Source organism: Acinetobacter lwoffii (genome assembly GCF_024129435.1).
GTDB lineage: Bacteria > Pseudomonadota > Gammaproteobacteria > Pseudomonadales > Moraxellaceae > Acinetobacter > Acinetobacter lwoffii_F.
Genome location: NZ_JAMXXN010000004.1, coordinates 112,699 through 126,343 on the forward strand (window position 1 = coordinate 112,699; position 13,645 = coordinate 126,343).

Annotated in this window: 14 protein-coding genes and 1 pseudogene; 9 read left to right on the plus strand and 6 right to left on the minus strand. The window is 44.4% G+C overall.

Annotated features, from left to right (window positions below):
- Positions 1-12: 12 nt before the first annotated feature.
- Entirely contained in the window at positions 13-1,110 is a 1,098-nt protein-coding gene (gene murG, locus NI455_RS04100) for an undecaprenyldiphospho-muramoylpentapeptide beta-N-acetylglucosaminyltransferase (protein WP_253112564.1), read from the minus strand.
- Between the two features lie 423 nt (positions 1,111-1,533).
- Here murG and NI455_RS04105 point away from each other — a divergent pair.
- A pseudogene (locus NI455_RS04105) lies at positions 1,534-2,736 on the plus strand (MFS transporter).
- A gap of 51 nt (positions 2,737-2,787) precedes the next feature.
- Here the strand turns inward: NI455_RS04105 and gshB are convergent.
- Positions 2,788-3,738 carry a glutathione synthase gene (gene gshB, locus NI455_RS04110; RefSeq protein WP_005250312.1) on the minus strand — a complete coding sequence of 317 codons (951 nt, stop codon included), beginning with the start codon at positions 3,736-3,738 and terminating at the stop codon, positions 2,788-2,790.
- A gap of 143 nt (positions 3,739-3,881) precedes the next feature.
- Here gshB and NI455_RS04115 point away from each other — a divergent pair, with 143 nt between their 5' ends.
- The 4 genes from NI455_RS04115 (at position 3,882) to NI455_RS04130 (ending at position 7,371) form a co-directional block, all read left to right on the plus strand.
- On the plus strand, positions 3,882-4,082 hold the full coding sequence (locus NI455_RS04115; RefSeq protein WP_253112565.1) for a DUF3565 domain-containing protein: 201 nt from the start codon (positions 3,882-3,884) through the stop codon (positions 4,080-4,082).
- Positions 4,083-4,206: 124 nt separating this feature from the next.
- Positions 4,207-4,629, plus strand: coding sequence for a hypothetical protein (locus NI455_RS04120; RefSeq protein WP_253112566.1), 423 nt, complete (start codon positions 4,207-4,209; stop codon positions 4,627-4,629).
- 41 nt (positions 4,630-4,670) lie between these two features.
- Positions 4,671-6,437, plus strand: a complete 1,767-nt coding sequence (locus tag NI455_RS04125) for a copper resistance system multicopper oxidase (RefSeq protein WP_253112567.1) — start codon at positions 4,671-4,673, stop codon at positions 6,435-6,437.
- Positions 6,424-7,371: a copper resistance protein B gene (locus tag NI455_RS04130; protein WP_253112568.1), complete on the plus strand. Its 948-nt coding sequence runs from the start codon at positions 6,424-6,426 to the stop codon at positions 7,369-7,371. The genes NI455_RS04125 and NI455_RS04130 overlap by 14 nt, the downstream gene beginning before the upstream one ends.
- Before the next feature lie 171 nt (positions 7,372-7,542).
- On the opposite strand, the gene NI455_RS04135 is transcribed toward NI455_RS04130, so the two are convergent.
- Entirely contained in the window at positions 7,543-7,875 is a 333-nt protein-coding gene (locus NI455_RS04135) for a hypothetical protein (RefSeq protein ID WP_253100152.1), read from the minus strand.
- 546 nt (positions 7,876-8,421) lie between these two features.
- On the opposite strand from NI455_RS04135, the gene NI455_RS04140 reads away from it, so the two are divergent.
- Positions 8,422-8,631: a cold-shock protein gene (locus NI455_RS04140; protein WP_004281299.1), complete on the plus strand. Its 210-nt coding sequence runs from the start codon at positions 8,422-8,424 to the stop codon at positions 8,629-8,631.
- Between the two features lie 462 nt (positions 8,632-9,093).
- On the opposite strand, the gene pyrE is transcribed toward NI455_RS04140, so the two are convergent.
- A complete protein-coding gene (pyrE, locus tag NI455_RS04145; RefSeq protein WP_004281297.1) occupies positions 9,094-9,744 on the minus strand; it encodes an orotate phosphoribosyltransferase in 651 nt (216 codons plus the stop codon).
- Positions 9,745-9,784: 40 nt separating this feature from the next.
- Between pyrE and NI455_RS04150 the strand changes: the two genes are divergently transcribed.
- Together NI455_RS04150 and NI455_RS04155 are read left to right on the plus strand one after the other, a co-directional pair.
- The gene (locus NI455_RS04150) at positions 9,785-10,603 is read left to right on the plus strand and encodes an exodeoxyribonuclease III (protein ID WP_129716232.1); all 819 of its coding nucleotides are present in this window, start codon (positions 9,785-9,787) and stop codon (positions 10,601-10,603) included.
- 474 nt (positions 10,604-11,077) lie between these two features.
- Positions 11,078-11,428 (plus strand): Spx/MgsR family RNA polymerase-binding regulatory protein, encoded by a 351-nt coding sequence (locus NI455_RS04155; protein WP_005245670.1) that lies wholly within the window; start codon positions 11,078-11,080, stop codon positions 11,426-11,428.
- A 73-nt stretch (positions 11,429-11,501) separates the two neighbouring features.
- Here NI455_RS04155 and NI455_RS04160 read toward each other — a convergent pair whose 3' ends face one another.
- Positions 11,502-11,939 (minus strand): DUF2147 domain-containing protein, encoded by a 438-nt coding sequence (locus NI455_RS04160; protein WP_005105342.1) that lies wholly within the window; start codon positions 11,937-11,939, stop codon positions 11,502-11,504.
- A gap of 156 nt (positions 11,940-12,095) precedes the next feature.
- Here NI455_RS04160 and NI455_RS04165 point away from each other — a divergent pair, with 156 nt between their 5' ends.
- Positions 12,096-13,007, plus strand: coding sequence for an alpha/beta hydrolase (locus NI455_RS04165; RefSeq protein WP_253112569.1), 912 nt, complete (start codon positions 12,096-12,098; stop codon positions 13,005-13,007).
- A gap of 60 nt (positions 13,008-13,067) precedes the next feature.
- Here NI455_RS04165 and NI455_RS04170 read toward each other — a convergent pair whose 3' ends face one another.
- Positions 13,068-13,637 (minus strand): FMN-dependent NADH-azoreductase, encoded by a 570-nt coding sequence (locus tag NI455_RS04170; RefSeq protein WP_005267680.1) that lies wholly within the window; start codon positions 13,635-13,637, stop codon positions 13,068-13,070.
- Between the last annotated feature and the right edge of the window lie 8 nt (positions 13,638-13,645).

Sequence of the window (13,645 nt, forward strand, 5' to 3'; positions counted from 1 at the left end):
AGTTTACTCGGATTACAATTCTTGAATTAAACGGACCACATGTTGAGTCGCATCGGGTTGAGCCTGTCGACGTGCTTTCACGGCCATTTCCATTAACAGCTGGCGATTCAGCATCGGCTCTAATAATGTTGTTAAACTTTCCGGGGTCATCGTGGCCTGCGGGCAAATCTTTGCCGCATTGATATTGGCCAGGAAACCGGCATTGGCCGTCTGGTGATCATCCACTGCGCTTGGAAGCGGCACAAAAATCGCAGCCACCCCGGCAGTGGCAATTTCAGTTACAGTCAATGCGCCAGCACGGCAAATCACCAGATCGGCATCAGAATAGGCTTTGGCCATATCTTCAATAAAGGGCTGTACTTCTACTTGCAGACTGGCCGGTGCATTTCCATAGCGTGCCCGGGTCGACTCGGCATGGTTTTGCCCACACTGATGATAGACGCTTAATGGCACATTGAGTTGCTTTAAAGCTTCTGGAACACGTTCATTTAAGGCTTGCGCCCCCAAAGACCCACCAACAATCAGAATACGTAAAGGCAGTCCTGCCTTGTCACGCTCCTGATAACGCCAAGACGGATTTAAAATTTCGCTAATTTCTTGTCGTACCGGATTACCTGTAGTCACGACTTTTTCTTGGGCCGGAAAGGTATTTGGAAAAGCCTGACACACCATCTTTGCCACACGCGACAATTGGGTATTGGTAAAACCGGCAACTGCATTCTGTTCATGGATCAGCACCGGAATGCCTAAGATACGTGCGGCCAAACCACCCGGGCCTGCCACATAGCCGCCAAAGCCTGCCACGGCATCGACCTGAAGCTGTTTCATGAATTTCATGGCACTTAAGGTGGCTTTCATGATTTTAAAAGGCGCCAAGGCCTTACGTAGAAAACCGTTGCCACGCACACCCTGAATATCAATCTGATAAATGGGAATATTCTGGTTTTTTAATAGACGGTTTTCCATGCCTGCAGGGGTGGCCAACCAGGAAACCTGTATACCTTGTTGTTGTAAGTCTTTGGCAACAGCTAACGCTGGAAACACATGTCCACCTGTACCTGCGGCCATCATCATGACATGTTTAGGCTGTTTTTGCTGAGCGTCGGTCACGGTTTAATTCTTCAATACTAAAAATGGAGCAGGAAATCTGATTTAAGTAATCAATTGTAATCACAAACCTCAGGCCATGAAAGTTTATTTACTTTATTTCAACAAGGCTTTAATTGTTTTTTTCACGCAAATTTCAAGTTTAGACTCGTTTTATTTATAAGGTCTGCACTTTTCCTTAGACTTAAGTGAAGCATCATATCAATTTTAAACTCACTTTTCATTATATTATCAATGATCTTGCCAAGGACAGGGCTTATTTAGAACCATTTACAGCCCACTCCCGGTCAATCCATGCCCTATCATCGACTAATGAGCTTAGGCTTAAATCCTATAAATTTTATAAAACTTTCATGTTATTCCTATCTATATATGAATGATGCTTGATATACAAGCAGATGCTTTAAATGGACTCAGTTCGGATAGATGTCAAAAATATCATTTCGTGATGTATGGATTATCTTGGCCGGTTATCTGGCTGCGATCCATGTCGGCAAACTTTCGGCCGTGATTCCTCTGTTGCAGCAGGATTTAAACCTGAGTTTTACTCAGGCTGGTTTTTCATTAGCGTTGGTGCAGGCTGCCGGAATGCTGTTTGCGCTATGCATTGGCGCCTTCTCGGAAAAAATGGGATTAAAGCGCTGCCTGATCATGGCCTTAATCATTTTAGAGCTGAGCAGTCTTGCCGGGCTTTGGATTACGCAGCCTGCCACTTTATATGTATTGCGTTTTATGGAGGGAATCGGGTTTTTAACCATCTCCTTGTGTGCGCCAGCAATTTTAAAACGTACCAGCCGCGCTGAAACACTGAATTTCAAGATGGGACTCTGGAGTTCCTATATGGGCATCGGTGTCAGTCTGGCCGTATTGATGATTCCTCTCCTGCTTGAATATCTGGACTGGCAAACGATCTGGGGGCATTTTGGGCTGCCTGTGCCTGGTCATTGCTGGAATGGTCAAACAATATTTAAATATTGAACCTGTCCTGGTAACACAGCCAGACTCTTCTCAGCCAGCTACGGAAAATACCTCATTCTGGCAGATTGTTAAAATTACCCTGACCCATCCTCCCATTATCTGTCTGGCGATTATTTTCGCCTGTTATACCAGTCAATGGATTACTGTCACGGGCTTCCTGCCTACACTGTATGTTGAACAGGGGCTGGACTTAAAACGTGCAGGGATGCTGGTCTCGATGGTCGTTCTGGCCAATCTGGGGGCACTTTTGGCGCAGGCATGTTGCTGCAACAGGGTTATAGACCGCCCACCTTATTGAGCACCGGATTTGTGGCAGTGCTCTGTTGCAGTTGCTTGGTATTTGCTGCAAATTCATGGCTCTCATTTGAATTTCAGGTTGTCAGTGCCGTGCTGTTTTCACTGATTGGCGGGATGATCCCGACCACTGTTTTTGCGATTACCTTGCACTATGCACCACGCGCCTATGCAGCAGCGGCCAGTGTGGGTCTGGTTTTACAAATTTCAGCCTGCGCACAGTTTTTTATACCGACCCTGAGCGCTGCGCTGATATCTGCCACCCAATACTGGGCCAATCTTGCCATTATCACCGTCTGCCTTTCGATGCTGGGTATGGTAATGACGGCATTTTTATTTAAGCGCTATCCCCAATGAAAAAATAAAAAAGAGCCTGCAAGCAGACTCTTTTTTCACCTGATTTTGCTTTTAAACCTGATTGGCCTGCCCCGCTTCCAGCACGGCAAACAGATCATCTGCAATCGAGGTGCCAAACTGGGTGTCAATTTCACGGATACAGGTTGGACTGGTTACATTAATTTCAGTAACATAATTTCCGATCACATCCAGCCCTACAAAGACCAGACCTTTTTCTCTGAGATACGGCCCTACTTTTGCTGCAATGGCTTTGTCATTTTCAGTCAGGGGGCGTGCCTCACCTAGGCCACCCGCGGCCAGATTACCACGCACTTCACCATTTTGTGGAATACGGGCCAGACAATACGGCACTGGCTCACCATTAATCATCAGGATGCGTTTATCGCCTTCGACAATTTCCGGAATATAACGCTGCGCCATAATCGGCTGGGTACCATTATTGGTCAGCATTTCAATGGTTGAACCGATGTTGATGCCATCCTGATACAGGCGGAAAATCCCGGTGCCGCCCATACCATCTAGAGGTTTTACAATCACATCGACCTGTTCTTTGAGAAATTCACGGATCAGGCTTTGCTGCGAAGTCACCAAGGTCGGAACTTGCAGATGCGGGAACTGGGTCGCGAACAGTTTTTCATTACAGTCACGCAGGCTTTGCGGTTTGTTGATGATCCATGCCCCTTCGCGCTCTGCCTGCTCCAGAATATAAGTGGTATAGACGAAGTTCATATCAAAAGGCGGATCTTTACGCATCAAGACAACGTCATAAGCAGCGATCGACTCTTTTTGTTTTTCGCCAAGTTCATAATAATGGTCGTAGTCTTCAAATACCTGTAGCGGCGCGATCAGACCAAAGGCCTTGCCCTGATCGATATATAAATCTTGCTGCAATGCATAACCGAGTTCATGCCCGCGACGTGCTGCTGCCCACAGCATGGCCATGGTCGAGTCTTTCTTCAGGTTTACATTTTCAATGGGATCCATCACAACAAGTACGCGCATGTGTCTCTGCTCTTTTTCAAAAAATGACTTGGCAAGGAGTATAGCTTGTGTGGATTCTTTTGTTTATAGTGATTTTGCATGACTTATTTTGTATAGGTTTTTAGATAGATGCTCAGGCAATTTGAGCTCAAGGGAGGTATGCCATGCAACAGGCCATTATCGGTTTTCACCTGGATGAGGAACAGCATTGGGTTGCAGAACTGGCCTGCGGACATGGCCAGCATGTGCGGCATACCCCGCCCTGGAAAAATCGCCCATGGGTGATGACCGAGCAAGGACGTAAAGAAAAACTCGGGATGCTGCTAGACTGTAAAAAATGCGAAAAGTGCGAAACTGCAACCTGAACCTATGAAAAAAGTAGTATGTAGGTGACCTAAAAAATAATCTTGTCCAGAATTTGCTAATTTGAGTTACTGCGTTTATGCTTTTATTGCTCAAACATGCAGCGCATTTTTTCAGGGTGTACTTTTGCTCATACGGCTCGTCAAACAGATCTGGTTGGTGATGCTTGTGGTTTTTGCCATAGGCTGGAGCAGTGTGTCTGTCGCATCTGCAAACACCATGCATCTGGTTATGCCGTCTGAAAAAACGAATCCTCATTGTCTGGAAATGACAAAATCCTCTGCTTCTCACTCGCTGCATAAGACTGATCATCATCAAGATCAGGAACTGATTCAGCCGGACTGTGTCAGTGACAGCACCCAGCAGTCATCAGATTGTCTGGATTGTGGCACTACGGCCTGCCAGAACTTGGTCACCAGCCTGCCCATTACAACGCCCGAGTTAAGCGTGCCTGATCACGGTTATCCGGAAAAAACCCTCCTCCCTGCTTACCATGCCCAGCACCTTGCCGGTTACTGGCAAGAAATCCTGCGCCCACCCAAAGCTTGATCCTGAATTTTTAAATTTTTTTATTCATTAAGGATTAAGTTATGTTGCTTAAAATCAGTCAAAGCCTGTGTCTGGGCTTCGGTCTCATCTCGTCGTCTGCCTTGTTTGCAGCCGTAAAAGAATATCATCTGGTCATTGATGAAAGCCCGATCAATCTCACCGGAAAGACGGTCAAGCGTATCACTGTAAACGGAAAATTCCCTGCACCCTTGCTGGAATTTGAAGAAGGTGATGATGCAGTCATTCATGTACAAAACAACCTGAACAATCAGGATACCTCGCTGCACTGGCATGGCCTCCTCCTGCCTGGGCTGATGGATGGTGTGCCCGGATTTAACGGTTTTCAGGGGATCAAACCGAAGCAGTCTTTTACTTATCGCTTCAAGGTTCGTCAAAACGGCACCTACTGGTATCACGCACATTCCAAAGGTCAGGAACAGGACGGCCTCTATGGCGCATTGGTGATTCGCCCCAAAGCACAGACATTACTACCTCCACATGAACAAACCGAGCGGGATTATGTGGTGATGCTGTCAGATTTTCACGAACAAAGCGGCCAGCAGATTCAGAACAATTTAAAAAAATCGGCCGAATATTATCAGAACCAGCGTGAAACCGTGGGCGATGTATTTAAGCAGGTGAAACGTGACGGCCTCAAGGCCACCTGGACAGACCGCAAGATGTGGAACCAGATGCGTATGCTGAAAACCGACCTATCTGATGTTACCGGTTATACCTTTCTGGTCAATGGAAAAACGCCGCAACAAAACTGGAGTGGCCAGTTCCAGCCCAATGAAAAAGTCCGCCTGCGTTTCATCAATGCTTCTGCCATGTCGTTTTTCGATGTGCGTATTCCCCAGCTGAAAATGACCGTGGTCAGTGCCGATGGACAACCGGTGCAGCCGGTCAATGTAGATGAATTCCGTATCGGAACCGCTGAAACCTATGATGTGATTGTGGAACCCACTGCAGCGCATTACCAGATAGAAGCGGAATCGATCGACCGCTCAGGCTTTGCCATTGGCAGTCTGCATCAGGCAACTGATTCAAGTAAAGCCCCGGCTCCGATTCAATTACCAACACCGCGCCCTCGTGCCTTATTGACCATGGAAGATATGGGACATGGCGAACAACATGACATGTCACATGACACACACAGCAGTCAGACCATGCAGACTGCCACAAGTGAACATGATCAACATGCCCAGCACGACATGCATGCAAGTCATAATGCCATGTCCGGAACCAATCAGCCTCATCAGCCGGTTGAGGGCTGGGCCAATATGTCTACGCCTGCAGGGCACAAAGCCTTGCAATATCAAGACCTCAAAGCTCTGACACCGCAACCTGATACCCGCGCAGCAGAACGTGAACTGGTGATTCGTCTGGGTGGAACCATGGAGCGCTACATCTGGACCGTTAACGGTAAAAAATTCAGTGATGCCGAACCACTTCAGGTGAAATATGGCGAGCGGATCCGGCTGAAATTTATCAATGACAGCATGATGGCCCATCCGATGCATTTGCATGGCATGTTTATGCAGCTGGAAAATGGTCAGTCTGCTGCAAATATGCCAAATAAACACACTGTGATTGTGCCGCCCGGGAAAACGGTGACTACCCTGCTCACAGCAGACGAACTGGGAGAATGGGCAATTCACTGCCATCTGCTCTATCACATGAGTGCCGGTATGATGAACAAGCTGATTGTGGCACAGGTTGACGAAGATCAAGCATCTCACCCTTCTTCACAAAAAATGCCATCAAAGCCAGCAGCTGTTCAAGGAGAAAGCCATGCACATCACTAATCTTTTGGTAAAGTCAGTGCTCAGCAGTGCACTTACCCTAAGCAGTCTGAGTATTTTTGCGGCAGCTTCTAGCGAGCATACGGGTCATAATGAACATCAGCATCATAGCGGGCATCATGCCATGCAAAACATGGCTGATAACCACGCACAGCATACTGAAACTGCAGATGGCGCATCCTATCAACCGCCACAAAAGTTATTGCATCAACAGCATGCACTGAGCACACCAAAAAATTCAGTCAGTTCTGCCAGCGAACATGATCATCGTAAAGAACATGGCGCACAGATTTATAGCCAGATTATTCTGGACCAGAAATGGCAGCATAGTTCAGAGGGAAATGGAGCATTCAAGTCCAAGAACCAGGCCAGAGTCGGCACGGATGAAAATAAAATCTTTCTCAAGCTAGAAGCCGACAAACATGAATCCCGTCAGGCCGAATATGATGCCAAAGTGTTGTATAGCCGAAATATTTCTGATTTCTGGGATGTGCAGACCGGGGTGCGCTATCGACAGGAAAATTTAGCCGAGCCTGCTACACAACAGCAGAACGAGCGCTTCGATGCAGTATTTGGGCTACATGGCCTGGCCCCCTACTTTTTCGAAACGGATGCTCATGTTTATGTCGGTGAAGATGACTTTGTCGGATTAAAACTGGAAACAGAGCGTGACCTGTTATTGACGCAGAAACTGATTATGCAGCCCTTTGTCGAACTGGATGTCATCCTGAATGATCAGGCAGCGAATGCGAAAAAAACTGGTCTTAGTCATGCAACCTTGGGTCTGGAAACACGCTATGAACTGAGCAAAAAGCTCATGCCTTATCTGGAAGTCGGTTATGAATACAGCAAAGGCAACCAACAGACGGCCTGGCAGCAAAGTTCAGATTCAGAAAAAGGCTGGATCTATTCGGCAGGTCTGAAAATGATGTTCTAAATTTTTGATACAGAAAATTATGCAGCTACGGGATATGAAGCTCCATTCATGTCCCGTAGCGCTATGGCACTATACATTTGGCTGAGGAAGATTTTTTAATCCTATGAACTGTACATGCAATGCTTTTCTGTACTTTCCCGCTCATTAAGACACTTGTTATTTTGCAAAAAACTAGTCTTCATCGCCTTGATTTCTACTGTTACTTTTAGCCACCAAAGTGCCTAACATAATGATAAAGGTACTCACGCCGCCAATTAACAGGCTCATCAATCCCATTTCCAGCATAAAATTGCTATCGCCAGTCTCAGGGGCACCCCACAAAAATTGAAGCCGATCACCAAAAACAAAATTGATCCCACATACAATCAGAAATCCAATCAAGGTGGCAATCAGTAAAGTGACCACCAAGTTCTTCCACATTTTACATCCGACGAACAGGATGATCATGGCCAGTCCAACCATGGTGATGATGGATATAAGTAACACACTGTTCCAGTAATCCATGAGACTCACTCGTATTTGGTTTTAAATTAAAATCAAGAAATTCTTATAGTTAATTTTTCCAATTGAATTTTAATATAGGTGGATTTTTATACACAAACAATGACGATAACTATCTTAAAACTACAAATACTAATTTACCCAAAGTTATAAAATACACTGACTTAGTAAAATCTTGCTGGGTACTGAACGATTTTGATTAACATAAAGTAACACAAACACAACGTGTATTTATTGTTTAGCTTCGCTAAAGCTTAAATGCAAATGATAAAGCTCAAGCGAATCAGCTTGAAATGCTTTAAAAAACAAGAATTGAGCTACTTTTATAAGAAAAATAAATAATAAATATAAAAAACTTGAATATTTTCTGATTTAGGCTATGCTGTCTTTAACTAGAAAAAAGCGTTGTTTAGTTAAGCTTCTTTAAGTGCCGCAGTATTATTTATAATCCTCAGTTTTTTCAGATCTTTATTTCAATTCTTGTTGTTTTTCCAAGTTATCCATAGTCATTTGCATGACTAAAATTATTAAAATTTAACAGGTTATATTATGTCTACTACAGTTACCGGTACAGTAAAATGGTTTAACGAAACTAAAGGTTTTGGTTTTATTCAACAAGAATCAGGTCCTGACGTTTTTGCACACTTTAAAGAAATCAGCAGTTCTGGTTTCAAAACTTTGTTTGAAGGTCAGCGCGTTTCTTTTAGCGTGGTTGATGGTCAAAAAGGTCCAAATGCGATCAATATCGTTGCGCTATAATTTAGCACAGCAATAAGAAAAAGCACCTTCAGGTGCTTTTTTTAGCTCTGAAGATTCATAATTTTGGTGAAAGGTTTTCTACTCCTCTATTTAACTCATTAACAGTGAATTTTTAAGAATCATGTTCTGAATCATTGCTGTTGTAAGCGTTGCTCTATAAAGAAATAGAAATGAAAAACCCCTGGCATCTGCCAGGGGTTTTCCGTATGGGTTCGCTTAGTATAACTCCTGTCGTACCTTACTTTCCTTGTATTTATCTATTGTTATTCTTGTGTGGAACCTCCTGTTCCTGTTAAAGCCATCATAGGAAATTTCCACTATTCAAAACAGCCGCAAAGTGCTGGAATTGATGTAAGCGAATGCTTACAAGAATAGACAGAGATAATAAATTTCAAATACTTAGAAAATCGAGCATCTATAAAAAAAGGAAGCTTAAGCTTCCTTTTCTATGCCAATCCAGGCTTAGATCCCGTATTTAACACGGTAATCTTCCATTTTCGCCAAAGCTTCTAGGTCGCCTTTCGCTTCCAGATAGTCCATTAAATCTTTCATGGTAATTAAGGCATGTACAGGAATCTCAAGCTCTTGCTGCACTTCCTGAATGGCAGATAAATCACCCTGACCTTTTTCCTGACGATCAAGCGCCACGAGTACACCGGCAATTTGGGCACCGGCATTTTTCAGGATGGTGACGACTTCACGAATCGCTGTGCCTGCGGTAATTACGTCATCAATGATCCAGACTTTTTTACCTGCTACAGAAGCACCGACCAATACGCCACCCTCGCCATGGTCTTTGGCTTCCTTGCGGTTAAAACCCCATGGCACACTTACCCCATGATTTTGCGACAGAGCCACAGCAGTTGCTGCCACAAAAGGAATGCCTTTATATGCAGGGCCAAAAATCACTTCAACATGGTCACATTCAGTCAGTTTTGCAGCATAGCCAGAAGCCAGCAGTGTCAAGGCTTCACCATCATTCAACAGACCCGCATTAAAAAAATAGGGACTCACACGTCCCGATTTTAAAGTAAACTCACCAAATTTAAGCACACCGCGTGATAATGCGAGTTCGATAAAAGCTTGCGGGTTAAACTGAGCTGGCGTTGACATGAGGTGCTCCTAAATCCATTAATTAAGGTAAGACTTGCGCATGATACCAAAGAGTAGCTATCCAGGTGATCAAAAAATTCTTCGCGTCGTTTCAATTAATGTCAACGGCTTACGTTCATCTGTCACCAAAGGCCTATTGGAATGGATGGAACAGTCGGATGCCGATGTAATTTGCATGCAGGAAAGCCGGATCACGCATGCGCAGTGGACCGATAAATTCAAGCCTGAAGGCTGGTACACGCACCTGTTTCCTGCCGAGCGTCCGGGTTATGCCGGTACTGCCATTTATAGCCGTCTGCCTTTTGTGTCTCTGACCGATGGCTTGGGTTTTGAACTGGCCGATTCGCAAGGCCGTTTTATTGCCGCTGAATTTAACTTGGGTCTAGAACAAACTGTACAGATCTGTTCCCTGTATCTGCCTTCGGGTTCATCAGGCGATGAAGCACAAGCGCGTAAAGATCACTTTCTGGAAGAATACGCAAAAATCCTGAAACAGTGGCGCGATGAAAATAAATCGGTGATTGTCTGCGGTGACTACAATATCGTGCATAAACGTATCGATATTAAAAACTGGTCGGGTAACCAGAAAGCCTCGGGCTGTTTACCGCACGAACGTGCCTGGCTAGATCATATCTACGATGAGCTTGGTTATGTCGATACTTTCCGTGAAGTCCGCAAAGAAGCCGAATTATACTCCTGGTGGTCAAACCGTGGACAGGCGCGTGCCAAGAATGTTGGTTGGCGGATTGATTATCATGCCTGCTCTCCGGACTGGAAAGAGCGCACCATTAATGCCTGGGTCTATAAAGAACAATGGTTTAGCGACCATGCCCCTGTGATTATCGACTACAAACTATAATCTGGATTATTTAATTGAGTGAACAGTTGTTCACTCAATTAAGGCTTATCTCTTACATGACATGACGTATTTTTTGGGTTTATCTCAATGTAATAACATAGCATTATAGCGCTACGGCACAAGGACATGTCAGGACGACAACATAAGGACAGGACGCCGTAGGACGAAAATAAAACAGACTATAGATTTAGCTTGTTTTGCATGGATGTGACATTGGACGTTGGATTGAGACCCGCATGATCAGGATGATTAAATGCGGGTTTTCTATTTCTATCATTCCCAAATTTTTATTTTTCTTATTATTTAGATTGTTCTTTTTCTTGCTGCTCATGTTAAAGCTGCTTGATGTCATTTTGATGACATGACTTTTCTGCTATTTAAAATTTTTTCTTTTTTTTTCATTTGCTTTTGCATGGTCTGCTGCTGCCAATTTGGTTAAGCTAGTTCATGATTTAAATTTTTTAGAGGGCAGCTATGTTAAAAATTTACGGAATTAAAAATTGCAGTTCGATGAAAAAAGCCTTTGATCTGCTGACTGAGCAAGGTCTGAGTTATGAATTTCATGATTATAAAAAACAGGGCATCGATGCTGAAACCATCAAAACCTGGCTAGATGCCTTGGGTCAGGATGTGGTCCTGAACAAGAAAGGCACCACCTGGCGTAAACTTAGTGAAGAAGAGCAACTAACCGCCCTGTCGAGTGAAGATGCATTAATTAATGCATTAACTACCCATACCAGTTTAATTAAACGTCCAATCTTGGCGACCTCTACAGGATTTATTGCCGGTTTTGATGAAACAGCTTATCGTGGCTTAGCCCGCTAATATCATGTATTGAATAACACTCATAAAAAAAGCCTGACATCGGTCAGGCTTTTGTATATCTGCTTAAAATAAATTAGTTGGCACGAATCCAGGTCTGGTTACGACCCAATGCCGCTACGCCGATGAAACCACGTAGCTCAAGTTTCTTGCCACCGTCTGCCAGCTGGCCTTTCAACTTATAGGTTTTACCAGATTGCGGATCTAGGATCGAACCGCTGTCATAACTGGTACCACCAGCATTTTTCAGACCTTTAACAATAGTCAAGCCTTTCAGAGATTTGTTGTGATATGGACCTTCACATTTCTTGCAGGCATTTTCTTCACCTGGAGTTAACACCGACTGAATGCTGGCTGACAAAGTACCATTCTTTTGTTCAGTGAATTTAACCATCGCCTTCGGCTGCTTGGTTTTATCATCAATGGTTTTCCATACCGTGCCATTTAAAGGATCCGCGGCATTAGCCAGTGCAGATAAGCCTAGTAGTCCTAACGTAAGCGCTATTTTTTTCATTTTTCTTCATTTCCTTAGTCTGAAAATAGACCCATGTAGTATTAAAAAGTCACAACAATTTTTCAATTTTTAGGTGTGACTATTTAGTGTAACCTTGTAAATATGGTTGGTAAATAATCTACACGATCAATAAAAGCACAAAAAGATGGAAGGAAGATGAAGATAAGCCCGCTAACGAAACAATTAATTACAGAAAGCTTTTTAAAAACGGCCATTCGTGCCCCGAGCAGATTCAGTCTTCCACCGAGTTCGATGCGTATTGCTCTGGAACAGATGTGCAAACTTTTCCCTCAGGATAAAACGGTACAGATTCGCTCGCTCCGACTGGCCGGGCTGCGCGCGGAAGAAATTAAGCCACAACAGGAATCGACCCAGCTGATTTTTCATATTCATGGCGGCGCATTTTATTTGGGTTCTTTAAATACCCATCGTGCCTTTATGACTCAAATTGCGGCTCGAACCCAGATGCAGGTGCTGCATGTCGATTATCCGCTATCACCCGAATCTGCCTATCCAGAAGCATTAGAAGCCTTGTTTGATGTCTATAATCTGCTGCTGAATCAAGGTGTTCAAGCCAAAGATATTATTCTGTCCGGCGATTCTTGCGGAGCCAATCTCGCATTGGCGCTGGCACTCAAAATACAGCAGGAAAGTCTTCCACAGGTCAGCGGTCTGATTCTGTTGTCTCCACTGCTGGATTTAACGTTGACCAGTGAATCTTTACGTTATAACCAGAAGCATGATGCCCTGCTGTCTCTGGAAACGGTTCAAACCGGAATTGAATATTATGTGCCGCGTTCGATTGATCGTGGTGATCCGGAAGTTTCCCCCTTTTTCGCCGATTTAACTGGTTTGCCACCGATTCATATTCAGGTGGGTTCCAAGGAAATTCTGCTAGATGATGCTAGCCGTTTTAAAGAAAAAGCGGAACAGGCAGGTGTCGAGGTCGAATTTAAACTGTATACTGGTATGTGGCATAACTTCCAGATGTTCAGTGCCTGGTTCGATGAAGCCAAACAGGCCCTGACCGATCTTGCAGAATTTGCCCATCGTCTGGACCGGGATTAAGCATAATTCAATGCATAAAAAGGTCAGCCGTAGCTGACCTTTAAAAAGATGTATTAGGTTTTAAATGGCCTGAACCTGCTGTAATGCAGTTTGCAGCGCTTGTGCTTTAACCGCTTCGCCCATGTTCACTCCTTCAGCACGAATCACTTCGATATCATTCACACCGGTAAAGTTAAATACGGTTTTCAGGAAAGCCTCCTGAAAATCAGCCGGGCTTTGCTCGCCATACACACCACCACGGCTGCTGGCGATATACACTTTTTTATTGCCCGCCAAACCCACAGGACCTTGTTCGGTATATTTAAAGGTACGTCCCGCTACACAAATCCGGTCAATCCAGGCTTTCAGGGTCGATGGCAAACCGAAGTTATACATCGCTGCACCAATCACCACGACATCCGCCTGCAAATATTGTTCTAAAATTTCCTCGCCCAATGCCGTCTGTTCTGCATTCTGGCCCATTAAAATTTCGGCAGTAAGATGGGGAATAGGCTGTGCTGCCAGATCCAGGTACTCAACTTCAATGGCCTCCGCATATTTTTGCTGCAATTGTTCCACCACGGCCTGAGTCAACTGACGCGAAATAGAAGCATCTCCTAAAATACTGGAATCAATCTGTAAAACTTTCATGGCTTCGC

What these genes read in the sequence shown, in the direction of transcription:
- NI455_RS04115 (WP_253112565.1), top strand. Translation starts at nt 3,882, where the DNA reads ATGCAACAGGCCATTATCGGTTTTCACCTGGATGAGGAACAGCATTGG.
- NI455_RS04140 (WP_004281299.1), top strand. Translation starts at nt 8,422, where the DNA reads ATGTCTACTACAGTTACCGGTACAGTAAAATGGTTTAACGAAACTAAA.
- gshB (WP_005250312.1), bottom strand. Translation starts at nt 3,738, where the DNA reads ATGCGCGTACTTGTTGTGATGGATCCCATTGAAAATGTAAACCTGAAG.
- NI455_RS04165 (WP_253112569.1), top strand. Translation starts at nt 12,096, where the DNA reads ATGAAGATAAGCCCGCTAACGAAACAATTAATTACAGAAAGCTTTTTA.
- NI455_RS04155 (WP_005245670.1), top strand. Translation starts at nt 11,078, where the DNA reads ATGTTAAAAATTTACGGAATTAAAAATTGCAGTTCGATGAAAAAAGCC.
- NI455_RS04170 (WP_005267680.1), bottom strand. Translation starts at nt 13,637, where the DNA reads ATGAAAGTTTTACAGATTGATTCCAGTATTTTAGGAGATGCTTCTATT.
- NI455_RS04135 (WP_253100152.1), bottom strand. Translation starts at nt 7,875, where the DNA reads ATGGATTACTGGAACAGTGTGTTACTTATATCCATCATCACCATGGTT.
- NI455_RS04160 (WP_005105342.1), bottom strand. Translation starts at nt 11,939, where the DNA reads ATGAAAAAAATAGCGCTTACGTTAGGACTACTAGGCTTATCTGCACTG.
- NI455_RS04130 (WP_253112568.1), top strand. Translation starts at nt 6,424, where the DNA reads ATGCACATCACTAATCTTTTGGTAAAGTCAGTGCTCAGCAGTGCACTT.
- NI455_RS04125 (WP_253112567.1), top strand. Translation starts at nt 4,671, where the DNA reads ATGTTGCTTAAAATCAGTCAAAGCCTGTGTCTGGGCTTCGGTCTCATC.
- pyrE (WP_004281297.1), bottom strand. Translation starts at nt 9,744, where the DNA reads ATGTCAACGCCAGCTCAGTTTAACCCGCAAGCTTTTATCGAACTCGCA.
- NI455_RS04150 (WP_129716232.1), top strand. Translation starts at nt 9,785, where the DNA reads ATGATACCAAAGAGTAGCTATCCAGGTGATCAAAAAATTCTTCGCGTC.